This window comes from Amycolatopsis sp. NPDC039088, assembly GCF_055598845.1.
The window spans coordinates 84,753-109,396 of record NZ_JBVKAE010000014.1 but is presented as its reverse complement, the minus strand read 5'-3'; the positions used below and the strand labels follow the sequence as shown (position 1 = coordinate 109,396).

The following is a 24,644-nucleotide window of genomic DNA, read 5'->3' as shown; positions in this document are numbered from 1 at the left end:
GCTAGCGCGCCGGGCCTCTTTTCATGTGGTCGTCGCTCGTCAGTTCCCGGGGGGCCGAGCCCCCGGACCCCCCACGGTGCGTGAAGCGGCGGTTGGCGAGTGGGGTCGGCCTCGGGCCTGGCCTGTGAGGGAGAGTGGCGGGGCGGTTACGTCGGGTAGGGTCGGGAGCTCACCGTGGGGAGGGGCGGGGAGTGAACGAGGGGCACGACGATCATTTCGGTGGGCAAGCCCACAATTCGGTGCAGGGGCGGGAGAGCGACGGCGGGCCGGCTTTTCACGGTCGGGCGCCTCGCCGGACGATGGTGCCACGCCAGGTCACCAAAGAGCCCACGCACTACACCAATTACGAGCGGCAACTCGGCGAACTGGACGAGATCCTCGGCCACGAGAACCGGGCCGCCGGACCGGCCATCGCCCTCGTGTACGGACCACCGGGCAGCGGCCGCAGCACCCTCTGCCGCAAATGGGTCCATTCCCAGGACGTAACCTCGTTCGCCGACGGGACCTTCTATGTCTCGCTCGCCTTGGCGGCACAGCGGGCTTCGGATGCTCTCGAAGACCTGCTGCGCGCGGTGGGCTATCAGACCGACGAAATCCCGTCCGGCCTCGAAGCGCGGACGGCCATGTGGCGCAGCTGGAGCTATGGCAAGAAGATCGCGGTCATCATCGACAACGCCCTGATCGCGGCCGAGATCGTTCCCCTGATCCCCGGACCGGGACCCTCCGTCGTGCTCGTCGTCACCGGTGGCAAGTCGCATCAGCTCCAGGCCGAGTTCTCGGGACGGCGGGTGCGCATCGCGCCGCTGTCCGAAGACGCCGCGCGACTGCTGCTCGGTCGCATGATCGGAACGGATCGGCTTGCCGCCGAAGCGGGTCCGATCACCGGACTGATCAAGCGCTGTGCCGGATCGGCGGTCGCGCTCACCGTGCTCGGAGCCTTGCTCGCCGAAGAGCCCGCCGCCAGGACCCTCCGCAGGATCGAGCGCAAGGGCGGCGTGCTCGAGGCGCTCGAGATCAGCCAGGTGTTCGATGTCGCGTACGACCTGCTTCCGCCCCTGGCGCAGGCCGTCTACCAGGTACTCGGTATCCATCCCGGCGACGGCGCCGTCGCCGCGAAGACCGTCGCGGACGTCCTCGGCGAGGACGAGTTCGACGTCTCCGACGCGCTTCAAGAACTGCGGAACCGGCATCTCGCTCACGAGGTCGCGGACGACCGGTACCTCATCGCGGGACAGCTCGTCCGGGACCATGCCGCGACGAAGGCCGACGGCGAACTGCCGCTCCGGCTGCTCGCCGCCTACCGTGGCGCCGGGCTCGCCGCGGAAGCCGCGTTGCCGAGCCGCGGCTGGATGGCCGAGCTCTGGCCCGATCTCAGGATCGCCCCGCTGCCGGACGCGGACGCCGCGCGGGTCTGGCTCGCCACCGAGCGCGAGAACCTGGAAGCAGTGCTCGAACTGGCGTATCAGCACGGACGACACGAGTGGGTTTGTCAGCTGTGTCTGGTGCTCTGGCCGGACCATCTCAACGGCGAGCACTCCGAAGACATGGTCCGTGCGAACGAACGCGGTGTCGAAGCCGCTCGGGCGTGGGGCGATGACCTCGCCGCCGCCGTGATGACCTTCCAGGTGGGTTTCGCCTACCGGCAGGCTCATCGGGCGGACTTCGCGGCCGACCGGTTCGAGGAATCGATCGACTTCGCGAGCAAGGCCGGTTCGATGACCGCGCTGGGAACGGCCATCGAGTCATTGGGGTTGGCGAAGCTCGACCTCGGTGAGCCAAGCGAGGCGGAAGAACTGTTTCGGCGCGCTCTCGAACTGGCGAAGCAGATCGGCGACGACCGCAGGCAGGCTGTCGCCCGCTTTCATCTGGCGAAGGTCCGCCCGCCGTCGGAGGCGATCGAATTGCTCGCCGCCGCCGAGGCCGTCCTCGGCGCCGAGCACCTCAACCAGGTCAAAATCGCTTTGTGGCGTGGCAAGAAGCTCCTGGAAGCCGGCGTTCATGCCGAGGCGGCCGCCATTTTGCACCGGACGCTCGACCTGGCGACGGAGCGTTCCTTGAACCGCGAACGCGCCGAAGCGAACGAAGCCTTGGCCGAGTTGTCGTTCGCGACGGCCAGGCCGGCCGAGGCGCGTACGTTCGGGGAAGCCGCGAAAGAGATCTACTACTTTTACGGCTTCACGCCCGACTACGACCGGATCAAGGCCAAACTGGCGAATGCGGCCGACGACGGTTCTTCGCCAGCACAGTGACCTTCGCCGAGTAGGTCACCGAGCCGCGACGTAGGCGGAGTTCTTCCGGTACGGCACCGGCCTCCTGCCGAAGCAAGGCGTGGACGACCGAGACGAACGCGGACTCGACGCTGTCGATCCCGAGCAGAAGACCGCCGTCGGTTTCGATCCGCCATTCGGCTTCGCCCGCGCGGGTGGCCGCGACCCGGCAACCCGGTAGCGCTCGCAACGTCGCGGCGGTCCACGCGTCCGGGTCGGGCGTGCGGTCCGGCCGCACCACGACCTCGGCCAGCTTCAGCAGGGTGATGTCCGGCTCGTCCGTTCCCACGACCAGGTGGGTGTTCGCTTTGCCGAGTGTCTGCTTCTCGCGGCCGTCGACGGGGAAACGCGCCATGGTGGCCGTCCCGTCGGCGTCGAACGTCACTTCGGCGGTCCATGCCCTTGGCTTCGGCGGAACGATTTCCGGGACCGGGAGTGCCTTCGGTGAGGGGGTGATCGACGGTGGGGACAACTCGATCGTGGAATAGACGAGATCACGCAGCAGATCGGCGGACTTACCCGGCACGGAGGTGGCGAGGTCGGTGATCTCCGCATACCTTCCCGGTCGATGCGCGTCGATGACCTCGTCGATTCGCGCCCAGGGTTTCGAGCCTGGCTCCAGCCGGGGCGCCGTCCGCAGGAGCTGGGCGATGGGGGAATCCGGGTGGACGGTCTCTTCCGGAGCGGAGCCGAGGATGATCGGGGTGCCGAGACAGGCCGAATAGAAGGTCACGGAACCGTGGTCGCCGATCGTCAGGTCGGCGGCGGCGAGAGCCGGGCGCCAGAGATCCTCGTCTTCGAAGACCAGGACACCCGCTCGCGCGCATTCGTCGAGCCACATTTTCGTCTGCCAGGGAGAATGGCCTCGAATGATATTGGGATGCAGGGCGACGGCTATCCGGTACGAATCGTGTGGAAGCTCGTGAGCGAGTTCCAGCACCAGTGACGAGTTCGCGCCGAGCAGTGACGCGGTGCCCCACGTCGACGAAACGACCACGAATCGCTGATCCTTGTCGAGTCCGAACGCCTGCCGGTATGTCTCCCGCAGTGGTGTGCTCGCCCGCAATCGGTCGAGACAGGGATCGCCTGCGACGACAGCGCGTTCGACGGCCTCGGGGCAGGCGGCGCGCAGTCGTTCCAGCTGTTCCTCATGGGAAAGGACGATATGGGTGGCGACGACCTTGCCGTCGTGCATCAGCCAGGGGGCGGAAAGTCCGAATACGTTTCCGCTTTCCGCTTTCCGCTTTCCGCTTTCCGCTTTCCGCTTTCCGCTTTCCGCTTTCCGCTTTCCGCTTTCCGCTTTCCAAGAATTTATTGTAGCCCATTCCGTGTGGAATGACGATCAGTGGTGCTTTGATTTCGTGCAGGTCGCCCCCGTAGCTCGCCGAAATCGCCGAGTCGAAACGGGTCCGGATCGCGCGGTCCCACGGCAAGGTGGTCACGCCGCGTGCCGCGAGGTATTCGGAGGTGCCGTCGGTGAAGGCGCTGGAGCCCGGGCAGGTGAAGACGATCTGGACGCGCGGGTCGCCCGCGAAGAGTTCGAGGACGTCGAACAGCCGGGTGGCGGCCGTGACGTTGTGCACGACAGCGAGGACCGTCCGCTCGGTGGCGACTGTCCTCCACTGTGCAGAGAGGGGGACAGTGGGCACGAAGGGCGATGCTACCCATTGGCGAACGTCGAGTTCAGAAGCTCGTGGTGCCGTGTAGGTCACCCCGGCGGCCCGGCGGAACGGGTCCGCCGGGCCGGGGAACGAAACGGGTCAGTTCACGCTGACCAGGTCGACCACGAAGATGAGGGTCTCGTTCGGCTTGATGACGCCGCCGGCGCCACGGTCGCCGTAGGCCAGATGCGGCGGGATGACCAGCTTGCGGCGGCCGCCGACCTTCATCCCGGCGACACCCTGGTCCCAGCCGGGGATGACCTGGCCGCTGCCGAGGCCGAAGCGAAGCGGTTCGCCGCGGTTCCAGGACGCGTCGAACTCGGCGCCGGTCGAATGCGAGACGCCGACGTAGTGCACGGAGACGGTGTCGCCGGTCTTGGCCTCCTGGCCATCGCCGACGGTGATGTCGGTGGTCTCCAGGTCGGCGGGCGCGGCGCCCTCCGGGCGGTCGATCTGGGGCTTTTCCAAAGGCATGCCCACAACCTACCTACGCAGGTCCGGGGTTCGCAGGCCGAGTGTTCCGCCGAACGGTGGCAAGAATGCGAAAAGTCTTCACAAAATTCGATACCCGTCGGTAGTGTGCGCCTCGTCACGCTCCGACGACGGAGGTCTTTCATGCGACGAGGCATACGGATCCTGACCACGCTGGCGGGCCTGACCCTGGTGGCGGGGATCGTCCCGGCACTGCAGGCGAACGCGGCCGAAGCCCAGAACTCGGTGGTGGCTGCCGCGCTCGACGACTACTGCGGCGGTCAGTGCGGCGACATCCTGCCGCCCGGCACCAAGGGGAACGCCACCCTCGCCGAGATTCTGGCGCACAAGGCGTTCGGCACCCGGCCGGCGCATTCCGCCGACCAGCTCGGGAAGTACGCCTCGCTCGCCGACGGCTACCAGACGCTGACCACGGAAAAGATCAACCAGTTCTTCAACGACGCCTCCTTCGGCGTCCAGTCCGGGCAGGTCGAGAGCACGATCCAACCGCGATCGGACGTGACGATCACCCGCGACAAGGCGACCGGCGTCCCCCGGATCGTCGGCACGACACGGCCGGGCACGATGTACGGCGCCGGATACGCCGCCGGGCAGGATCGCCTGTGGCTGATGGACATCATGCGCCGCGTCGGCCGCGGCCAGCTGACCTCGTACGCCGGGGGCGCGCAGGGGAACCGCGAACTCGAGCAGAGCTTCTTCGCGTCGGCGCCCTACACCGAACAGGAACTGCAGGCGCAGATCGACCGCGCCGCGGCGAGCGGTCCGCGCGGCGCGCAGGGCAAGGCCGACGCCGAGGCCTACGTCCAGGGCATCAACAAGTACATCTCCGACGCGCACAGCGGCCGCTACTTCCCCGGCGAGTACGTCCTCACCGGCCACGTCGACTCGATCACCAACGCCGGGACCATCGAGCCGTTCAAGCTGACCGACCTCGTCGTGCTCGCCGGGGTGGTCGGCGCGCAGTTCGGCGCGGGCGGCGGCGGTGAGGTCCAGAACGCCATCGCGAAGATGGCGATGCAGGAGAAGTACGGTCTCGAACAGGGTGACAAGGTCTGGAAGAGCCTCCGGTCCGAAGACGACCCCGAGACCGTCAAAACCCTCCACAATGGACAGACCTTCGCCTACGGCAAGGCCCCGGCGAACCCGCAGGGCGCCGCGATGCCGGACAAGGGCACCGTTTCCGGGCAGCAACTGGTCTTCGACCCGACCGGTTCCGCCGGGACGGCCACGCCGGCCAAGGTGGACGTTCCCGCGCCCGACGACCAGAAGGCCGTCCGCGGCATCTTCGACGACGGCGTCCTGCCCGGCAACATGCTGTCCGAGAAGCACGGCATGTCCAACGCGCTGGTGGTCTCCGGCGCCAAGACGGCGAGCGGTCACCCGGTCGCGGTCTTCGGCCCGCAGGCCGGGTACTTCGCCCCGCAATTGCTGATGTTGCAGGAACTCCAGGGCCCCGGCATCAGCGCTCGCGGTGCCTCTTTCGCGGGCATCAGCATGTACGTGCTGCTCGGCCGCGGCAAGGATTACTCGTGGAGCGCGACTTCGGCGGCGCAGGACATCACCGACACCTACGCCGTCGAACTGTGCGAGCAGAACGGTTCCGCGCCGACGAAGAACTCCAACTTCTACCGCTTCCGCGGCCAGTGCCTGCCGTTCGAGATCGTCGAGCGCAAGAACGCCTGGAAGCCCACCGTCGCCGACGGCACCGCGGAAGGTTCGTACACCCTGCGCAGCTTCCGCACGAAGTACGGTCCGGTGACGAGCCGGGCGCTGGTCGGCGGCAAACCGGTCGCGTACACGTCGCTGCGGTCGACCTTCCAGCACGAGATCGACACGATCATCGGCTTCCAGAAGTTCAACGATCCGGACGCGATCAAATCCGCGCAGGACTTCCAGGCCGCCGCGGCCGACGTCAACCAGACCTACAACTGGTTCTACGCCGACTCCCGTGACGTCGCCTACTTCAACTCCGGCTCGAACCCGGTCCGCAATCCGAACGTCGACCCGGCCTTGCCGGTGAAGGGCGACGCCGGATTCGACTGGCAGGGCTGGAACCCCGACGGCAACGTCGCGAACTACACGCCGTCGTCGCAGCATCCGCAGTCGGTCAACCAGGACTACTACATCAGCTGGAACAACGCACAGGCCAACGGTTACGCGGCCAGCGGCGCGGACAAGAGCTCCGTGCACCGCGGTGATCTGATCGACGCGCGGGTCAAGAAGATGATCTCCAGTGGCACCAGGGTGACGCGCGTGAACCTCACGCAGGCCATGGAGGAGGCGGCACTCGCCGATCTCCGGGCGGAGAAGGTGCTGCCGGAACTGTTCAAGGTGATCGACAAGGCGCCGGTGACCGGTCCGGCCGCGGACGCGGTGGCGAAGCTGAAGACCTGGCTCGCGGCGGGCGGCCTGCGTTCGGAGACCGCGCCCGGCAGCAAGGCGTACGCGAACGCCGACGCGATCCGCATCATGGACGCCTGGTGGCCGCTGCTGGTCAACGCCCAGTTCAAACCCGGCATGGGCGACGCCGCCTACGCCGCGATGGTCGGCGTGCTGAAGATCAACGAGTCACCGTCCGGCTGGCAGAACGAGGTTCCCGGCAAGCACGTCGGCCAGCCGCACGCGGGTTCGTCGTACCAGGCGGGCTGGTGGGGCTACGTGCACAAGGACATCCGTTCGGTCCTCGGGCAGAACGTCGCCGGTCCGCTCGGCGCGAAGTTCTGTGGCGGCGGTGACGTCAACGCCTGCCGTCAGGTGCTGCTCGACTCGCTGACGCAGGCGGCCGCGCAGCCTGCCAACACCGTGTACCCCGGTGACGGCGACTGTGCCGCGGGCGACCAGTGGTGCGCCGACACGATCATCCACCGCGCGCTCGGCGGGATCACCCAGGACAAGATGAGCACCCAGAACCGGCCGACCTTCCAGCAGGTCGTGGAGTTCCCGGCGAAGCGCGGCGACAACATCGCCAACCTCGCCACCGGCCGGTCGGCGAGCGCCAGCAGCCACGAGACCGGCTGGTTCGACTCGCCGCCGTCCAAGGCCATCGACGTCGACCTGTCGACGCGCTGGGCGAGCGACTGGAGCGACAATCAGTCGATCACCGTCGACCTTGGTTCGGTGCAGCGCGTGTCCCGTGTCGTCCTGCGCTGGGAATCCGCGTACGGCAAGGCGTACCAGGTGCAGGTGTCATCGGACGGGACGAACTGGCGCGACGTGGCATCCATAGTGGACGGAGACGGCGGGCAGGACAACGTCGCCTTCGAAGCGGTGGACGGCCGTCATGTCCGGATGGCCGGTGTCCAGCGCGGCACGAAGTACGGCTATTCCCTCTACGAGTTCGAGGTGTACGCCCACTAGCGCGGGGACGGTTTACGGTGGCGGGGTGGACACGAACGCTTGGTCACCCCGCACCCTCGCCGTCGCAGCCGGACGTCCGGAGGGCCCCGGCGAACCGCTGAACGTGCCGATCGTCGCGGCGAGCACCTTCGACGCCGGTGCCGACCGCGCCTATTCACGCGAGGACGGCACGCCGACCTGGGAGGCGCTCGAAGCCGCGATCGGCGCGCTCGAAGGCGGGCACGCCACCGCGTTCGCTTCGGGGATCGCGACGCTCAGCGCTGTCGTCGACACGCTGCGGGTCGGCGCGAAGGTCTGTGTTCCGACGTACTCCTACGCCGGGTCTCGCGGACTGCTCGCGCACGCTCAGCGCACCGGCCGCCTGGTGGTCACCGAGATCGCCCCGGACGACACGGACGCGTGGGTCGCGGCCGCGGACGCCGACCTGCTCTGGCTCGAATCGCCGACCAACCCCACACTCGACGTCATCGACATCGAGACGATCGCCGCCGCCGCGAACGGGTTGGTCACCGTCGACAACACCTTCGCGACGCCGCTCGGGCAGCGGCCGTTGGACCTCGGCGCCGACATCGTCGTGCACAGCGCGACGAAACTCATCGGCGGGCACAGCGATCTGCTGCTCGGACTGACGATCGCGGCCGACGAAGCCGTCGCCAAGGACCTGCGCGACGCGCGCACCAGGATGGGGGCGACCCCGGGAGCGCTCGAAGCCTGGCTGGCCCTGCGCGGACTGCGGACGCTGCCGGTCCGGCTGGCCGAGCAGACCCGTACGGCCGCGCTCCTCGCCGCGCGGCTGGTCGACCACCCCGCGATCACCCGGGTGCGTTATCCCGGCTCCGGCACGATGATCGCGTTCGAACTCCCGGACGCGGAGACCGCGGACAAGGTCATCGGCTCGCTGCGGCTGATCCGCGCCGCCACCAGCCTCGGCGGGGTGGAGAGCCTGGTCGAACGGCGGGCGTGGCTCGCGGGCGACGCCCACGTGCCCGCCGGACTCGTCCGGTTCAGCGTCGGGCTCGAAGATCCGGAAGATCTCTGGACGGATCTGGCCTCGGCACTGGTGTTCTGATCGTGACCTTCAGGTTGCCGGGCACCGGTTTTCGCCTCCGGTCGGCCAATATTTCACCGCCAGGCACTCCGAAAGGGTGAACCGGTCGGTGACGAAGCTGAGATAATCACGGTGAGGCACGGCTTCGGCCAGGAAAACGGGAGTTTTCGTGCTGTTCGAAGGAAGCGGAAAGAATGCTTCCGGAGCGCGGTCGTTCCGGCCCTCCAGGTGTTAACATTCCTTCGTCGCCGCGAGGATTTCCCTCTGTTGAGCGGACTTCGGGCCCTTGTATCGGGCAGGGCCGTTCCGGCGTTACCGGTTTTCCCAGTGGGTCTTGTCACTGTCTATTCGCTACAGTCCGGCGGTCTTTTTACGGCAGGATCGCGCTGTCACCCGAACGAGGTAATCCCTCGGGTGGTCGCATGGTGGGGGTCACCGTGCGTTGCGATGCTTTTCCACTGGGAGATCACTTTGAAGAAGACGTTGGGCCGCGTCGCGGGCGCGGTGCTGGCCGGCGCCCTCATCTCGCTGGCCGTGACGCCGGTCGCCATGGCGCAGACCGAAGCCACGACCTCGTCCCCCTCGGCTCCGCCCGAGACGACGTCCTCCGCTCCGGCGGGGCCGACCTACACGGGTGGTCCGGTGACCACGGCCCCGCCCGAGACGAGCACTCCGGGTTCGTCGTCGCAGCAGCCGACGCCGACCTCGACCAGCGGCAAGCCGACTTCCGGCTCGCCCTCGCCGACCTCCACCTCGGAGAAGCCGACCACCACCACCCCGCCGAAGCCCGAGCTGAACGTCGGCGCCGGGTACGTCGAGGGCACCGAGGGTGCGCTGGCGATCTTCTGCGGTTCGGAGCCCGCCAACGTCACCGCGCCGGACTACAACATCGTCGAGATGTTCCAGGACGGCGGCGAAGCCTACCTGTGGATCTACATGATCGAGGCGAAGCCCGGCTTCAAGGGCACCTCGAGCACCTTCACCTGGACCTGCGACGGCAAGCCGGGCAAGGGTGACATCGAGATCGAGGGGACGGTCGGCGGCGGCTCGACCGCGCCGGGTGTCAAGCCGAAGAAGCAGGTCAAGCTGAAGCCCAAGGGCGGCATCGAGACCGGTTTCGGCGCCACCGCGGCCTGATCGGATGAAGCTCCTGACGCAGGGCGGCCGCCTGGCCGCGGCCGCCCTTGTCCTTTCACTCGCGCTGACAGGCTGCGGCACCGACGAACCCGCCCAGCCCGCCGCGCAGGCGGCGCCGTCGGAATCGACTCCGCCGGTCGTCAAGCCGTTCGACGGGGTTCGCCCGACGAGCGTGAAGATTCCCAAGATCGGTGCGGAATCGAGCCTGGTCACGGTCGCGATCGGCAAGGACGGCAAGATGTCCGTCCCGTCGGCGAAGAACCCGATGCAGGCCGCCTGGTACCGGCTTTCCCCGGTGCCCGGCGACGTCGGCCCCGCGATCCTGCTCGGGCACGTCGACGGCAACAAGCAGCCGGGCATCTTCTACAAGCTCAAGGACGTCAACCCCGGCGACGAGATCCTCGTCGACCGCAGTGACGGCAAGGTCCTGAAGTTCGTGGTCGAGAAGAAGGACCAGGTTCCCAAGGACCAGTTCCCCGAGGACGCGGTCTACGGCAACACGGACAAACCGCAGCTTCGGGTGATCACCTGTGGCGGTGTGTTCGACAAGGAAGAGCACAGCTACAAGGACAACATCGTCGTCTACGCGAACCTGGTCGCCTGACCACAAGCGCGCCATGAAAGGTCCTTTCCTTGCAAATTTCGCAAGGAAAGGACCTTTCATCGCATGGGGGGACGCTCAGCCGACGCCAGACTTCGGGAACGGGAAGCCCGCCGGAGCCGCCGCCTCACGCACGACCCACCGCCGCATCCCCGCGTCACAAGCCGCGTAACCCCAGTTGATCAACCGCTCCTGCATCGCTTCCGGCAGCTTCGTCAGCCGGGTGGGTGTTTCCGCCAGCTTGTGCGTGAGGCCGACCGGCGCCGCCAGCGCATCCGCCAGCTCGAAGTTCTCCAGATCGACGTAGGTTCCCCAGTAGCCGCCCGCGAATTCCTTCTCCACATAGGACTTCAGCAGCGCACCGCGCCGCAGCTCGCGGACCTGGTTGTCGATGACGTCGAGGACCCGCAGCAGCTGCCGTCCCCAGTCGCTGTTGACCTTCTGCTTGATCTTCATCCGCTTGCCGGCGTCGCTGACCAGCACCGTCGCGCACTGTCCTTCGACGGGGTCGAGGCCGAGGTTGTCGTAGACGCCGGCGTCGCTCAGCACGATCTTCTTGCGTGCCTTGGCCGAAAGCGGATCGTGGATGACCACCGGCGAGAGCATCGGCGGGAACGCCGACGACGCGGCCACCGCGGTCGCGAGCGGGATGTTCCCGTGCGGCCCGTCCTGTCGGAAGAACCACCACAGCGCGCCGTCCTGCAGGTTGGTCGCGGTGAAGACGAACTGCGGTCCCGCCGGGTCCAGATCCCGGAGACAGCAGTCGCCGAACAGGTGTTTCGCGTATACCCGCGCGAGTTCCTCGCCGGCGCTTCGCCACGGGATGGCCATGGCGCGCAAGGTGACCGGGATGTCGAGCCGCGTACGCGCCAGTTTGCGGACCGGCGAGACGACCTCGTCGTGGAAGTTGTTGGCGACGCCGTTCCGGAAGTCCAGATCCGGCCACGCGTGCGCGAGGATCCCGGCCGCGATCGAACCGCCGGAGACACTGGAGAACGTCGAGATCTTCGACAGCCAGCCGAGTTCGTTGAGCCGCCACAGGGCTCCGGTGTGGAAGAGCATCGCGCGGTAGCCGCCGCCGGACAAGGCGAGACCGACACCTTGCCGGGCTGTCGAAGGCTCCATGGCATCCCCCACTTGAGCGAGTGTAGAAATGAGTCGGCCCGGCGCGACAGAGTGTTACGAAAGCAGTGGCTGTAAGAGACGACGTTGTTCTTCGGGGACGTGCTCGGCGTAATTGTCGTACAGCGCCTGCTTCGCCAGTCGCGAGGCGCGCGCGCCGTCCGAGTCCCGGATCGCCCCCAGTACCTCTTCGTGATGCGTGAGCCAGTTGCGCATCAACGCCGTCCGGTCGTCGGCGTGCTCCAGTTTGTCTTCGATGAGTTCGAGGACGACGCCGCGCACGACCTCGCCGCTGATCACCAGCAGGGGATTCCCCGTCGCGCGGGCGATGGCCTCGTGGAACGCGACGTCCGCGTGGCTGAATTCGGCGAACCCCTCCGAGACCCCGGCGCGCATCGCCTCCAGCGCGGTGTCCAGTTCGATGAGATGGTCTTCGGTCCTGAGCTGCGCGGCGAGCAGATGTGCGGAACCGTCGAGCACCATGCGGAACTGCAGGAGTTCGGAGAGACCGATGTGGTCGGCCCGCGCCAGCCGGTGCATGGACCGGTGCAGGGCGGCGGGTGAGGCGGCCAGGACCTCGGGGCCGCGCGGGTCGCCGGGCCGCGAACGGATCATTTCCGCTGCCTGGAGCACTCGGAGCGCTTCCCGCACCGTCGAGCGGCCGACGTCGAACTGGACCATCAGCTCGCGTTCGCTCGGGAGCCGGTCGCCGGGTTTGATCCGGCCGCTGAACACGGCTTCTTCGATCTGCTCGACGACTCGTTGGTACGCGCTGACAGGGGAGACCGGCTCGAATTCCATCTTGACCCTGCCGTCTCGTCTGGTTTACTGGTCAGACCAGTCTACCGGTCAGGGGGCAGGATGAAAGCCCGGATCCACGCGGCGGCGTTGACGTTGTTGCTGGTGACGTCCGGGTGCTCGGCCGGTTCGAGTGCCACCGTCGCCAAGGATCCAGGCACCCTCGCGGTCGGGTACACCGCGGAACCCGCGAACTTCGACTTCACCCGCACCGACGGCGCCGCCATCCCGCAGGCCTTGCTCTACAACGTCTACGAGGGCCTGGTGAAACTCGACGCGGACGCGAAGATCGTGCCGCTGCTGGCCGAATCGTGGACGGTTTCCCCCGACGGCAAGACCTACGACTTCAAGCTGCGGAAGAACGCGAGGTTCAGCAACGGCGCGCCGTTCACCGCCGAGGACGTCAAATTCTCGCTGATGCGGGTCAAAGCCGACTGGACCGTGTCGATCAAGTCCACAATGGACGTCGTCGACCGGGTCGACGTCGTGGCGCCCGATCACGCGCGGGTCATGCTCACGAAGCCCAGCAACGGCTGGCTGTTCAGCCTGACCAGCCGTCTCGGCGCGATGTTCACCCCGACCGGTGTCGCGGATCTGGCGAACAAACCGGTCGGCACCGGGCCGTACACGGTGTCCGCGCGACGGCGCGGCGATTCCATCGTGCTCAAGGAGAATCCCGCGTACTGGGGCCGGAAACCGGCGTACTCGACGGTGGTGCTCAAGTACATCAAGGATCCGACGGCACTCAACAACGCCTTGCTCAGCAACGGGATCGACGTCATCTCCGCGATCACCGTGCCGGATTCGATCCCGCAGTTCCAGAGCGACGACCGGTTCACCGTCGTCGAGGGCACGACGAACAGCGAGGTCACGCTCGCGTTCAACAACGCCCGTCCGCCGATGGACGACGTCCGCGTGCGGCGCGCGTTGTCCTCCGCGATCGACCGGAAAGCCTTGCTGGACACCGCTTGGGCCGGACGAGGCACGCTCATCGGCAGTATGGTCCCGCCGACGGACCCTTGGTATGAGGATCTCTCGAACGCGTACCCGTTCGATCCCGCGAAAGCGAAAGCACTGCTCGCCGAAGTCGGACGGCCGGTTCCGCCGCTGCGGCTGAGGATCCCGAACCTGCCGTACGCCGTCTCGGCGGCGCAGGTGGTGGCGTCACAACTGGCGGACGTCGGGGTCACGGTGACGATCGAGCCGCTGGACTTCCCGGCGGTGTGGCTCAAGCAGGTCTTCACCGACCACGACTACGACCTCTCGATCATTCAGCACGTCGAGGCGCGCGACATCGTCACCTTCGGCAGGCCGAAGTACTACTGGGGTTACGACAGCAAGCCCGTCCAGCAGAACCTGGCGAAGGCCGACAGCGGGACGCCCCAGGAGCAGATCGAAGCGATGCGGAAGGTCGCCCGGCAGCTGTCCGAGGACGCCGCCGCGGACTGGCTCTTCCTGTTCCCCAACGTGATCGTGGCGAAGAACAAGGTGACCGGCTTCGTGCGCAACCAGGTCAGCGAGTCCTTCGATCTCACGGGATTGGCGCCGCGATGACGGTCAGGGTCCTTCGCCGCTTGGCGATCCTCGTGGCCAGTGTGCTGGTCGCGTCCATCGTGGTGTTCCTGTTCATGGCCGTGCTGCCTGGCGATCCGGCGCAGGTCGCGCTCGGCGTCAACGCGACCCCGGAACTGGTCGCGAAGACCCGTGCCGAATTCGGCATCGACCGGCCGCTGGTGACGCAGTACTTCGACTGGATCGGCGGTGTCCTGCAAGGCGACTTCGGCCGCTCGTACGTCACCCGCGAGGAGATCGGGCCGGCCCTGGCCGACCGGCTCGGGGTGACGTTGTGGCTGGTCGGCGCCGGAATGCTGGTGGCGTTGCTGATCGCCGTCCCGGCAGGCACGTTCGCCGCGGTGCGACACCGGAAGGCCGACGGCACCGCGGTTTCCGGGCTCTCGCAGCTCGGTGTCGCGATCCCCGCGTTCCTCGCCGGCATCATCCTGGTGCAGATCTTCGCGGTGCAGTTGCGGTGGCTGCCTTCCGGTGGCTGGACGCCGCCGGTGCAGGATCCCGGCGAATTCCTTCGCGGTCTCGTCCTTCCCGCCTTGTCGCTGGGACTCGTGCAGGGAGCCGTGCTGACGCGATATGTCCGTTCCGCGGTGCTCGACACACTCGGGCAGGACTATCTGCGCACGGCGCGTTCCAAGGGACTCCGGCCGTTTCAGGCGTTGTTCCGGCACGGGCTGCGCAACGCCGCCGTGCCGGTGGTGACGGTGCTCGGCCTGCAACTGGCGACGCTGCTGGTCGGCGCGGTCGTCGTCGAGCGCGTGTTCGTCCTGCCGGGGCTGGGCAGCTTGCTGCTCGACTCGGTGGCGTCGCGCGATCTGCTGTCCGTGCAGGGGATCGTGCTGGTGCTGGTGGTCGGCGTGCTGCTGGTGAACTTCGTGGTCGACGTCCTCTACACGGTGCTCGACCCGAGATTGCGGGGTTCCTGATGCGCAACCGCAGTCTCGTGATCGGCGCCGTCCTGGTCACGCTGATCGTGCTCGCCGCACTGCTTTCCTTCGTCTGGACGCCGTTCGACCCGGCGCGGGTCGACGCGGCCAACCGGCTGCACGGGTTCAGCGGCTCGAACCTGCTCGGCACGGACAGCTTCGGCCGTGACGTGCTCAGCCAGCTGATGGTCGGCGCGCGGACGACGTTGTACGTCGGCGTGGTCGCGGTCGGCATCGCCGCGCTGATCGGGACGCCGCTGGGCATCCTCGCCGGGATGTCGTCGCGTTGGCTGGGCGAATTCGTCATGCGGGTGAACGATCTCGTGCTCGCGTTCCCCGCGCTGCTGCTGGCGATCATGTTCGGCGCGGTGTTCGGGGCGGACACGCTGACCGCGATGGTGGCGATCGGCATCGCGACCATCCCGTCGTTCGCGCGGATCGCGCGCTCGGGCACGCTGCAGGTGATGAGCAGCGAGTTCGTGCTGGCCGCGCGGTCGGCGGGCCGGTCGCGGCTGAACATCGCGGCCCGGCATGTGCTGCCGAACATCTCCGGACTGCTGATCGTGCAGGCGTCCGTGTCGTTCGCGATCGCCGTGCTCGCGGAAGCGGCGTTGTCGTTCCTCGGCTTCGGCACGCGCCCGCCGACCCCGTCGTGGGGCCGGATGCTGCAGGAATCGCAGGTGTTCCTGACCCTGCACCCGCGGCTCGCACTCGTGCCAGGGGTCGCGATCGCCATCGCGGTCCTCGGGTTCAACCTGCTCGGGGACGGCCTCCGCGATCGACTCGACCCCCGATTGGCGGCGCGGCTATGACCCTCGAAGTCCACGGCCTCGGGATCGGCGACCTGGTCCGCGGCGTCTCGTTCGACATCGCGCGAGGTGAGCGGGTCGGGCTGATCGGCGAGTCCGGTTCCGGGAAGTCGTTGACGGCGTTGTCGATCATGGGACTGCTGCCCGAAGAACTCGCCGCGTCCGGCTCGGTGAAGCTCGACGGCCGCGAGCTGCTCGGCGCGCCGGAGCGGGAGCTTTCGCGGCTGCGGGGCAACGAACTGTCGATGGTGTTCCAGGAACCGATGACCGCGCTGAACCCGGCGATGCGCGTCGGCGCGCAGGTGGCGGAACCCGTCCGGATCCACCGCAACGGCGGGAATCCGCGTGCGGCCGCCGAGGCCTTGCTGGAGTCCGTCGGGCTGCCAGGCACTTTCCGCGCCTATCCACACCAGCTGTCCGGCGGGCAGCGGCAACGCGTCGTCCTCGCGATCGCGCTGGCCAACAGCCCGAAGCTGCTGATCTGCGACGAGCCGACGACGGCGCTGGACGTCACCGTGCAGGCGCAGATCCTGGAGCTGATCCTTGACGGCGTCCGCGAGCGGGAGAGCGCGCTGCTGTTCATCACGCACGACCTCGCCGTCGTGGCGTCGGTCTGCGAACGGGTGCTGGTGATGCTGGACGGCGAGATCGTCGAATCCGGCACCACGCGCGAAGTCCTGACCACGCCGAAGCACGAGTACACCAAGAAGCTTTTGGCCGCTTCGGATCTGGAGGCGAGCCGATGATGATCTCGGTGCGGGACCTCGAACGCCGCTACGCCCGCCGTGACGTGCACGCGTTGCGCGGCGTTTCGTTCGACGTCGAGGCCGGTCAGCGCTTCGGCATCGTCGGCGAGTCCGGTTCGGGAAAGTCCACTTTGGTCAGATTGCTGGCCGCCCTCGACAAGCCGACGGCAGGTAGCGTCTCGTTCCAGGGCAAGCGCATCGACACGCTGCCCGAACGCAAACTCGGCTTCCTGCGGTCGGAACTGCAGATCGTCTTCCAGGATCCGATGGGTTCGCTCGATCCGCGGATGCGGGTGCGCGACATCATCTCCGAGCCGCTGGGTCGCCGGGATCCCGCGCGGGTTTCCGAATTGCTGAAGGCGGTCGGCCTGCCGGAAGACGCCGCCGGGCGGTACCCGCACCAGTTCTCCGGCGGGCAGCGGCAACGCATCTCGATCGCACGGGCGCTCGCGCCGAACCCGAGCGTCCTGATCGCGGACGAACCGGTCAGCGCGCTCGACGTCTCCGTGCGGAAACAGATCCTCGACCTGCTCGCGTCGCTGGTCGAGCTGTACTCCCTGACGTTGATCTTCGTCTCGCACGACCTCGGTGTGGTGCGGCACGTCTGCGACCGGGTCGCGGTGATGCGGCGCGGGGAGATCGTCGAACTGGGCGACGTCGACCAGGTCTACGACGCGCCGGAACACGAGTACACCAGGGAACTGCTGGCCGCCGCGCCGAATCTGCGGGCCGAGCTGGCGCGGTTGCGGGGAGGGGACGATGGCTGACTATCCCGAAGGCCTGCCGATCGGTGACGGCTGGTTGTCCACTGTAGACACAGCGCTGGTGACGTTCCCGTACGACGGAAGCGAGATCGGCCGTGCGCCGGTCGGGACGCCCGAGCTGGCGACGCGCGCGATCGACGAGGCGGTCGCGGTGTTCAAGCAGGTCGCCGCCTTGCCGTCCCGGATGCGGCGTTCGCTCTTGAACGACGTCGCCGCGGCACTGGAAGCCCGGCGTGAAGACTTCGAACAGTTGCTGGTCCTCGAAACGGGCAAGCCGTTGGTCGACTGCCGGGTCGAGGTCGCCCGCACGATCGTCACCTGGCAGGCCGCCGCCGAAGAGGTCTCGCGGCTGCACGGGGAGACCGTGCCGCTCGATCTGCTCCCGTCCGGCGACGGGCTCGTCGGGTTCTGGAAACGCAAGCCGATCGGCGTGGTCGTCGGCATCGCCGGGTTCAACTACCCGCTGCTGCTGGCTTCGCACAAGATCGCGCCCGCGATCGCGGCCGGTTGCCCGGTCGTGGTGAAACCCGCGCCGCAGACGCCGCTGGCGACGTTGTGGCTCGTGCATTTGGTGCGCGAGCTGACCGACGTGCCCGCGATGGTCCAACTGGTCACCGGCGATGCGGCCGTCGGATCCGCGTTGGTCACGGACCGGCGCGTCGGCGCGGTGTCGTTCACCGGCTCCGCGCTGGTCGGGCACCGGATCGCGCGCGACGCGGCGCCCACGAAGACGTTGCTGGAGCTGGGGTCCAACGCCGCGCTCGTCGTTGCGGAAGACGCCGAACTCGACGCCGCTGTGGACGCGGTGCTGCGCGGCGGGTTCTACGCGTCCGGGCAGGCGTGCATCTCGGTGCAGCGGGTGCTGGTGGTCGAGCCGGTGGCCCAGGAGTTCACCGAACGGCTGTTGGCGCGGCTCGGCGAGGTCGTCGCGGGAGACCCGCGTGACGAGAAGACGCGGGTGTCGGCATTGATCGATCCCGGGTCGACCCAGCGCGTCCAGGAGTGGGTCGACAAAGCGACTTCGGCAGGTGCGCGGCTCGCGGGTGGCGGAGTGGACGGCACGGTGTTGCGGCCGACGGTGCTGCTCGACGTGCCCGACGGCCTCGAATGCTGGGACGAGGAGATCTTCGGCCCGGTCGTCTGCGTCCGCACGGTGCCAGGAGTGGACGAGGCGTTCGACGCGGTCAACGCGTCACGCTACGGCCTGCACGCTTCGGTGTTCAGCACGTCCTTGAAGACCGCGTTCCGCGCGCTCGACGAACTCGAAGTCGGCGGCGTCGTGGTCAACGAGGTGCCCGGTTTCCGGTCCGACACCATGCCGTACGGCGGGGTGAAGGATTCCGGGATCGGGCGGGAAGGGCCGCGGTTCGCGGTCGAAGAACTGACCGTGACGAGGATGGCGGTGCTGCGGCCGTGACCTATGAGAACCTGTTCCGCCTCGACGGACGGCGGGCCGTGGTGCTCGGCGGCGGCAGCGGGATCGGCCGTGAAGCCGCGCGTGCGCTGGCCGCGCACGGCGCCGAAGTGATCGTCGCCGACCGTGATGTCGCCGCGGCCGAGGAAACCGGCGCGGGGGAGGCGTACGAGATCGACCTGCTCGCGGACGGTGCCGCCGCACGAGCGGCGGAGGAACTCGGCGAGATCGACGTGGTGGTGCTGACCGCCGCGACGAACGTGCGCAAACGACTGCTCGAGTACACCCGCGAGGAATTCGACCGGGTGATCGCGTTGAACCTCGGCGCGACGTTCGAGGTCGTCCGGGCATTCGGTGCCGGGATGGTCGAACGCGGGCGGGGCAGCATCATCGGGTTCTCCTCGATCCGCGGCACCACCGTCGAACCGGGACAGGGTCCGTACGCGGCGACGAAAGCCGGTCTGGTGCAGCTTTTCCGCACGGCCGCGGCGGAGTTCGGCCCGGCCGGGGTGCGGGTGAACGCCATCGCGCCCGGCGTCGTCGAGACTCCCCTGACAGCGCAGATCAAAGCGAATCCTGCCTGGTACGACGCTTACGCGACCAAGGGCGCGCTCGGCCGATGGGCTCGTCCCGACGAACTCGCCGGCGCCGTCGTCTACCTGGCCTCGGCCGCGTCGTCGTTCGTGACCGGCGCTGTGCTGGCGGTGGACGGCGGCTGGACCGCGGTCGACGGCCGCTTCGAACCGCCCGCAACGTGAGGAGGCCCGCTGTGCCGGAGTTGCCCGACCTGACCGCTGTCGAACTGGTCGCCCAGTACCGCGCCGGGACGCTGTCGCCAGTCGAGGTGACCGAAGCCGTCCTCGCGCGCATCGAGGCGCGTGAACCCGAACTGCACGCGCTGTACGCGTACGACCCGGGTGCCGCACGCCAAGATGCGAAGGCGTCCGAGAGCCGCTGGCACGCCGGGGAACAGGCCGGGCCGATCGACGGCGTTCCCTTGACACTCAAGGAGAACATCGCGACCCGCGGTACGCCGGTCCCGCTCGGGACGGCCGCTTCCGAACTGACGCCGGCGGTTCAAGACGCCCCGGCGGCCGCCCGCGTGCGCGAGTCCGGCGGTGTCCTGCTGGGCAAGACGACCATGCCGGACTACGGGATGCTGACGTCCGGGCTGTCGAGTTTCCACACCGCGTCGCGGAATCCGTGGGACCTCGCACGCACGCCCGGTGGTTCCAGCGCCGGAGCCGGTTCGGCGGCCGCCGCCGGTTACGGCCCGCTGCATGTCGGCACCGACATCGGCGGCTCGATCCGGTTGCCTGCCGGATGGTGTGGTCTGGTGGGTTTGAAGCCGAGTTTCGGCCGGGTGCCGGTGGATCCGCCGTTCCTCGGCCGCGTCGCCGGGCCGATGACCAGGACCGTCGCCGACACCGCGCTGCTGATGAGCGTTCTGTCCGGTGTGGACGGTCGCGACCACCTTTCGCTGCCACCGGCCTCGCTCGACTGGACCGCGCTGTCCTGCGAGGTCAAGGGACTGCGGATCGGGCTGCACCTCGATCCGGGCGTCGGACTCCCGGTTCTGCCGGAAACGATCGCCGCCGTCACCGAAGCCGCGCGGCTGTTCGAGAGCGCGGGTGCCTTGGTGGAGGAGGTTTCGCCCTTCCTGCGCCGCGAAATGCTCGACGGGCTCGACACCTTCTGGCGCGTCCGTGCCTGGTCGGACATGTCGGAGCTGCCCGAGGAGCGCCGCGCGAAGGTGCTGCCGTACATCGCCGACTGGGCCGCCGGTGGCGCCGACGTCAGCGGCGTCGACGCCTATCGCGGCTTCGCGCAGATCGACGCCATCGCCGTCGCGGCCCTGCGCGCCACCGAACGCTTCGACGTCGTCCTGTCGCCGACCTGCCCGGTCTCGGCCCCGCCCGCGGCATGGCCGTCGCCGACCAACGATTCTCGGCGGCCTTTCGAGCACATCGCGTTCACCGTGCCGTACAACATGTCCGGCCAGCCCGCGCTCTCGATCAACTGCGGCTACACGAGCGACGACCAGCCCATCGGCCTCCAGATCAGCAGCCGCCGCTTCGCCGACCTCGACGTCCTCCGCGCCGCTGCCGCCTACGAAACCCTTCGGCCCACACCCCGCCCCTGGCCCTGACCCGCGTTTCGTCCTCTGAATGCGGTCCTTGCACACGCAACTACCGCACTCAGAGGACTAAACGCGTCATACCCGTGAGTCGAGTTGGGTCAACCAGGATCCGCGAGAAAGTTGCTTTGCCCGCCGGCAACAGAAAGATCAAAGCCCCGGTGACATGACCACAAGGTCAGGGGCCATCCGGGGCTATTCGTCGGCCAGCTTAGCAGAGGAGCTACGAGAGTGACCAGCGCTTGCGCGGGGGACTGGATCGAAACCTGGCTCTCGAAGCCGAGGTTCGACGTCTACCTGCAAGCGGCGAACCAGGATCGAGAGCAGGCCGCGCGCTTGTACGAGTGGAACGCGGCCGTGTCCGCAGCATTCCATCACGACCTGTCCCACTTGGAAGTCGCCTTGCGGAACGCCTACGACCGGGCGCTGGCTCACGCCGTCGCGGCAGGGAAGCAACATTGGGTATTCCAGGCGACGACGATCTTCCCGTCGCGGTGGCAGAAGGCGGCGAATGGTACGCGATACGATGTCAACGAGAGAAGCCGAAGGCTGCTTGCCGAAGCCATCAAGAGCGCGACTCCGAAGGTCCGACGCCCCGACGGTTCGGGCAAGCCACCTGCGTCACCGTCGCCTGGAAAGGTGATCGCCGAGCTGAGTTTCGGCTTCTGGCGATATCTGTCGGCGAGACGTCATCACGACCCTCTGTGGATTCCTTATCTGCACTTGGCTTTTCGCACCGGTACTGATCGCCGTGACATCGACAAGCACGTCGAGCGCTTGCACCGGCTTCGCAACCGTATCGCTCACCATGAGCCATTACTGGCCGTCGACCTCCACGGTCACTGGAAGGACATACAAGACCTCGCAGGTCTCATCTCGCCGCAGGTCGCCGCCTACATCATGGCCAACAGCTCGTGTGCGCGTCTGCTGGCCGCTCGTCCCTGCTGACCCTCGCATTTAGTCCTCTGAATGCGGTCCTTGCACACGCAACTACCGCATTCAGAGGACGAAACGCGTTATACCCGTGAGCCGAGTTGGGTCAGCCAGGCGGCGAAGTGCGGGCACTGGGCTTGGAGACCTTCGATGCCCAGGTCGGCGATCGCCAGCGGTCCTTCGAGCGTTTTCACATAACCAGGGCAGTACCTGGCCAGGCGCTTCGAAGGCGCGTTCTTCGGGTCGTCGTTGACGAGTTCCGGCCCACCGGCCTCCGTGCAGTCTTGCTTGAGCCGCTCGGCGACCGCGGGATCGTCACGAAGGAAGCCGAGTTGCTCCCCGGCGGCGAACACCCAGGACTCCAGTTCGTGTTGGACGAGATGAGGCACGAAGCGGTGATCGCCCACGGCTGTTCGCAACGCCTCTTCGACGTGCTCGACCTTGCCGGTGGCGACACCGGCCGGACGGGTCGCCATCCCCGGCGCGTCAGAAGGAAAGCCGTAGTAGTCGAACAGCGTCGTCAGCACGGTCAGCCGTGGACTGGCGAGAAGTTCTTTGATCTCCCGGTACAGCTTCGGCCACGACGTGACGCCGCCACGGTAGGTGACGGACGACGTTTGAGTGCGGACTGTCGAGTAGGTGACGAACCAGCCCTGACGCTGAAGGTGTCCGGAGAGCAGGTCACGGACGACGGTCGCCTCGGTCTGGCCTTCCACCAACAGGTGCAGACGTTTCTGATCAGGCATCGAGAACGCTGCCCAGCGATCCCGGCTGACCGCCGATGATGTTCTTCTCCCAGAGTTCGCCGAGTGAGTACTCGTCGAGCCAGGTTTCCAACGCGGCTTTGTTCGGCCGGCTGAAGGACGAGTTGCCCTCTCGTTGCTCGACGACGATCAAGTCTTCGGCGGAGAACTGGTTCATCAACGTCACCGACTGAGTAGCGATCAGGACCTGACTGCGAGTGGATGCCGATCGCAGCATGTCCGCCAATTGGACGATGGCGAACGGGTGGAGGCCGAGTTCCGGCTCGTCGAGCACGACGAGCGCCGGGAGCTCCGGTTGCAGCAACAGCGTGGCGAGGCAGACGAAACGCAGGGTTCCGTCGGACATTTGGTTCGCCGAGAAGATCGTCTCCGAACCCTGCCGATGCCAGCGAAGCAGAATGCGGTCGGTGCTGTCCGGCTGGAGGACGAAGTCGCGGAAGAACGGCGCGACGAGCCGGATCGCGCCGACGATCCGGCGATACGCGACCTTGTCCGCCCGGTCTTCGCTGTCCCGCAGCCTCAGCAGAACCGCGGCGATGTTCCCCGCGTCCGCTCGGAGCGCGAGATCGTCCGCGGTCGGAGTCAGCCTCTTCACCGGTGCGTCAGCACTTGTGTCGTGGAAGTGGTAGACGCGGCAGCCTTGGAGCAGCTCAGTGATGTGCGAAGCCACCGAGTTCGTTCCGCGTTCTTCCACGACGTCGTTGAGGCGGCTCTCCCGGTGCCCGCGGCCGATCGATCTCGTCCATGGCTGTTCGTGTCCAGGGCCGTGATACGAAATCGATTCTTCGTCGAAGATCAGTTCTTCACCGGGTGCCGCCGCCAGATGGGCTTGGTAGCTGTTGGGCGGCGCCTCCAGTTTGAGGCTGATCCGCAAGGTGTCCGCGGCGTCGTTGATCAGCGCCGACGCGCCGCCGTTGCGTCCCACGAACAGGTTCAGCAGATCTTCGCTGATCCTGCCCAAGAGCTCGAAGGCCTGGACGAAGTTGCTCTTGCCCGCGCCGTTCGCGCCGATGAGCACGTTCATCGCGCCCAGTTCGACGCGCGCCGAACGGATCGAGGTGAACCCCTCGATCTCGATCGACGTCAGCTGCTGTCGGGTCATGCGCACAGCTTAGGCAATCGTCTGTGAAAGTTGACGATTCACTCGTTCGAGCCCCTGACCCGCCCACCACCCTCGCATTTAGTCCTCTGAATGCGGTCCTTGCACACGCAACTACCGCATTCAGAGGACGAAACGCGTTACTTGCCGATCGCGTCGGCGAGCGCCAGGATCCGCCGCGCGTTGTCCACGTGCAGGTTCTCGATCATCCGCCCGTCCACGGTCACGACGCCCTGCCCGGCCGCCTGAGCCTCTTCGAACGCCGAGATGATCTTCCGCGACCGCTCGATCTCTTCCTCCGACGGCGCGAAGACGCGGTTGCACGGCTCCAATTGCGAAGGGTGGATCAGTGTCTTGCCGTCGAAGCCGAACTGGCGCCCCTGAAGGCATTCGGCCTCGAAGCCTTCGAGGTCCTTAACGTCGTTGTAGACGCCGTCGAGGATCGCCTTGCCGGTCGCGCGGGCGGCCAGCAGTGCCAAGGAAAGCCCGCCGAGCAGCGGCGCGCGGCCGGGGACGAACTCGGCGTGCAGTTCCTTCGCCAGGTCGTTCGTGCCCATGACCAGCACGGTCAGCCGTTCGGACGCCGCCGCGATCTCCTCGGCGTGCAGCATCGCGACGGGGGTTTCGACCATCGCCCAGATCTTCGTGTGGTCGGGGGCGCCGCCGAGTTCCAGCGCGCGCTCGATGTTGTGCACCTCGGCGGCGGAGTTCACCTTCGGCACCACGATCGCGGCCGGACCGGCCTGCGCGGCGGCCCGGAGGTCCGCGTCGTGCCACTCGGTGTCGAGGCCGTTCACGCGGATGGTCACCTCGCGCGAGCCGTACTCCTTCGACGACGCGGCCGCGCAAACGCGTTCACGTGCGGCTTCCTTCGCGTCGGGCGCGACGGCGTCTTCGAGGTCGAGGATGAGCCCGTCCGCGTCCAGCGTCTTGGCCTTTTCCAGCGCTCTTCCGTTCGCGCCCGGCATGTACAGCACCGAGCGGCGGGGCTTCAAAGCCG

General features: G+C 67.5%; 22 protein-coding genes. 14 read left to right on the top strand and 8 right to left on the bottom strand.

The annotated features are described in order from the left end of the window. Nucleotides 1-191 precede the first annotated feature (191 nt). Nucleotides 192-2,249, top strand: coding sequence for an AAA family ATPase (locus ACZ7KI_RS19710; RefSeq protein ID WP_470274555.1), 2,058 nt, complete (start codon nucleotides 192-194; stop codon nucleotides 2,247-2,249). Here the strand turns inward: ACZ7KI_RS19710 and ACZ7KI_RS19705 are convergent. From ACZ7KI_RS19705 to ACZ7KI_RS19695, 3 genes are all read right to left on the bottom strand, one after another. Then, the gene (locus ACZ7KI_RS19705; RefSeq protein ID WP_470274554.1) at nucleotides 2,197-3,462 is read right to left on the bottom strand and encodes a hypothetical protein; all 1,266 of its coding nucleotides are present in this window, start codon (nucleotides 3,460-3,462) and stop codon (nucleotides 2,197-2,199) included. The genes ACZ7KI_RS19710 and ACZ7KI_RS19705 overlap by 53 nt on opposite strands. Beyond that, nucleotides 3,416-3,916, bottom strand: a complete 501-nt coding sequence (locus ACZ7KI_RS19700; RefSeq protein WP_470274553.1) for a hypothetical protein — start codon at nucleotides 3,914-3,916, stop codon at nucleotides 3,416-3,418. Before ACZ7KI_RS19700 ends, ACZ7KI_RS19705 begins: the two co-directional genes overlap by 47 nt. Nucleotides 3,917-4,027: 111 nt before the next feature. Further along, the gene (locus ACZ7KI_RS19695; protein ID WP_470274552.1) at nucleotides 4,028-4,402 is read right to left on the bottom strand and encodes an FKBP-type peptidyl-prolyl cis-trans isomerase; all 375 of its coding nucleotides are present in this window, start codon (nucleotides 4,400-4,402) and stop codon (nucleotides 4,028-4,030) included. Nucleotides 4,403-4,543: 141 nt separating this feature from the next. Between ACZ7KI_RS19695 and ACZ7KI_RS19690 the strand changes: the two genes are divergently transcribed. The 4 genes from ACZ7KI_RS19690 to ACZ7KI_RS19675 all read left to right on the top strand — a co-directional run bounded on the left by ACZ7KI_RS19690 (nucleotide 4,544) and on the right by ACZ7KI_RS19675 (nucleotide 10,566). After that, complete coding sequence (locus ACZ7KI_RS19690) at nucleotides 4,544-7,777, top strand: penicillin acylase family protein (RefSeq protein WP_470274551.1); 3,234 nt, start codon at nucleotides 4,544-4,546, stop codon at nucleotides 7,775-7,777. A gap of 25 nt (nucleotides 7,778-7,802) precedes the next feature. Continuing rightward, nucleotides 7,803-8,846, top strand: coding sequence for a trans-sulfuration enzyme family protein (locus tag ACZ7KI_RS19685; protein ID WP_470274550.1), 1,044 nt, complete (start codon nucleotides 7,803-7,805; stop codon nucleotides 8,844-8,846). Between the two features lie 426 nt (nucleotides 8,847-9,272). After that, nucleotides 9,273-9,962, top strand: coding sequence for a hypothetical protein (locus ACZ7KI_RS19680; RefSeq protein WP_470274549.1), 690 nt, complete (start codon nucleotides 9,273-9,275; stop codon nucleotides 9,960-9,962). 4 nt (nucleotides 9,963-9,966) lie between these two features. Next, entirely contained in the window at nucleotides 9,967-10,566 is a 600-nt protein-coding gene (locus ACZ7KI_RS19675; RefSeq protein WP_470274548.1) for a class F sortase, read from the top strand. A 75-nt stretch (nucleotides 10,567-10,641) separates the two neighbouring features. On the opposite strand, the gene ACZ7KI_RS19670 is transcribed toward ACZ7KI_RS19675, so the two are convergent. Together ACZ7KI_RS19670 and ACZ7KI_RS19665 are read right to left on the bottom strand one after the other, a co-directional pair. Next, a complete protein-coding gene (locus tag ACZ7KI_RS19670; RefSeq protein WP_470274547.1) occupies nucleotides 10,642-11,688 on the bottom strand; it encodes a patatin-like phospholipase family protein in 1,047 nt (348 codons plus the stop codon). Between the two features lie 54 nt (nucleotides 11,689-11,742). After that, nucleotides 11,743-12,486 (bottom strand): FadR/GntR family transcriptional regulator, encoded by a 744-nt coding sequence (locus tag ACZ7KI_RS19665; protein ID WP_470274546.1) that lies wholly within the window; start codon nucleotides 12,484-12,486, stop codon nucleotides 11,743-11,745. A gap of 60 nt (nucleotides 12,487-12,546) precedes the next feature. Between ACZ7KI_RS19665 and ACZ7KI_RS19660 the strand changes: the two genes are divergently transcribed. The 9 genes from ACZ7KI_RS19660 to ACZ7KI_RS19620 all read left to right on the top strand — a co-directional run bounded on the left by ACZ7KI_RS19660 (nucleotide 12,547) and on the right by ACZ7KI_RS19620 (nucleotide 21,796). Then, entirely contained in the window at nucleotides 12,547-14,037 is a 1,491-nt protein-coding gene (locus ACZ7KI_RS19660; RefSeq protein ID WP_470274545.1) for an ABC transporter substrate-binding protein, read from the top strand. Continuing rightward, nucleotides 14,034-14,978 carry an ABC transporter permease gene (locus ACZ7KI_RS19655; RefSeq protein WP_470274544.1) on the top strand — a complete coding sequence of 315 codons (945 nt, stop codon included), beginning with the start codon at nucleotides 14,034-14,036 and terminating at the stop codon, nucleotides 14,976-14,978. Before ACZ7KI_RS19660 ends, ACZ7KI_RS19655 begins: the two co-directional genes overlap by 4 nt. After that, complete coding sequence (locus tag ACZ7KI_RS19650) at nucleotides 14,978-15,790, top strand: ABC transporter permease (RefSeq protein ID WP_470274543.1); 813 nt, start codon at nucleotides 14,978-14,980, stop codon at nucleotides 15,788-15,790. Before ACZ7KI_RS19655 ends, ACZ7KI_RS19650 begins: the two co-directional genes overlap by 1 nt. Further along, a complete protein-coding gene (locus ACZ7KI_RS19645) occupies nucleotides 15,787-16,533 on the top strand; it encodes an ATP-binding cassette domain-containing protein (protein ID WP_470274542.1) in 747 nt (248 codons plus the stop codon). The genes ACZ7KI_RS19650 and ACZ7KI_RS19645 overlap by 4 nt, the downstream gene beginning before the upstream one ends. Further along, nucleotides 16,530-17,300: an ABC transporter ATP-binding protein gene (locus ACZ7KI_RS19640; RefSeq protein ID WP_470274541.1), complete on the top strand. Its 771-nt coding sequence runs from the start codon at nucleotides 16,530-16,532 to the stop codon at nucleotides 17,298-17,300. The genes ACZ7KI_RS19645 and ACZ7KI_RS19640 overlap by 4 nt, the downstream gene beginning before the upstream one ends. Next, entirely contained in the window at nucleotides 17,293-18,714 is a 1,422-nt protein-coding gene (locus tag ACZ7KI_RS19635) for an aldehyde dehydrogenase family protein (protein WP_470274540.1), read from the top strand. The genes ACZ7KI_RS19640 and ACZ7KI_RS19635 overlap by 8 nt, the downstream gene beginning before the upstream one ends. Next, nucleotides 18,711-19,469: an SDR family NAD(P)-dependent oxidoreductase gene (locus tag ACZ7KI_RS19630; protein WP_470274539.1), complete on the top strand. Its 759-nt coding sequence runs from the start codon at nucleotides 18,711-18,713 to the stop codon at nucleotides 19,467-19,469. Before ACZ7KI_RS19635 ends, ACZ7KI_RS19630 begins: the two co-directional genes overlap by 4 nt. Before the next feature lie 11 nt (nucleotides 19,470-19,480). Beyond that, on the top strand, nucleotides 19,481-20,860 hold the full coding sequence (locus ACZ7KI_RS19625) for an amidase (RefSeq protein WP_470274538.1): 1,380 nt from the start codon (nucleotides 19,481-19,483) through the stop codon (nucleotides 20,858-20,860). 219 nt (nucleotides 20,861-21,079) lie between these two features. Next, nucleotides 21,080-21,796, top strand: a complete 717-nt coding sequence (locus tag ACZ7KI_RS19620; RefSeq protein WP_470274537.1) for a hypothetical protein — start codon at nucleotides 21,080-21,082, stop codon at nucleotides 21,794-21,796. A gap of 68 nt (nucleotides 21,797-21,864) precedes the next feature. Here ACZ7KI_RS19620 and ACZ7KI_RS19615 read toward each other — a convergent pair whose 3' ends face one another. The 3 genes from ACZ7KI_RS19615 to ACZ7KI_RS19605 form a co-directional block, all read right to left on the bottom strand. Beyond that, nucleotides 21,865-22,527 carry a DUF4276 family protein gene (locus tag ACZ7KI_RS19615; protein ID WP_470274536.1) on the bottom strand — a complete coding sequence of 221 codons (663 nt, stop codon included), beginning with the start codon at nucleotides 22,525-22,527 and terminating at the stop codon, nucleotides 21,865-21,867. Further along, the gene (locus ACZ7KI_RS19610; protein WP_470274535.1) at nucleotides 22,520-23,647 is read right to left on the bottom strand and encodes an AAA family ATPase; all 1,128 of its coding nucleotides are present in this window, start codon (nucleotides 23,645-23,647) and stop codon (nucleotides 22,520-22,522) included. The genes ACZ7KI_RS19615 and ACZ7KI_RS19610 overlap by 8 nt, the downstream gene beginning before the upstream one ends. Nucleotides 23,648-23,784: 137 nt before the next feature. Next, the gene (locus tag ACZ7KI_RS19605; RefSeq protein ID WP_470274637.1) at nucleotides 23,785-24,639 is read right to left on the bottom strand and encodes an HpcH/HpaI aldolase/citrate lyase family protein; all 855 of its coding nucleotides are present in this window, start codon (nucleotides 24,637-24,639) and stop codon (nucleotides 23,785-23,787) included. Nucleotides 24,640-24,644: the final 5 nt, after the last annotated feature.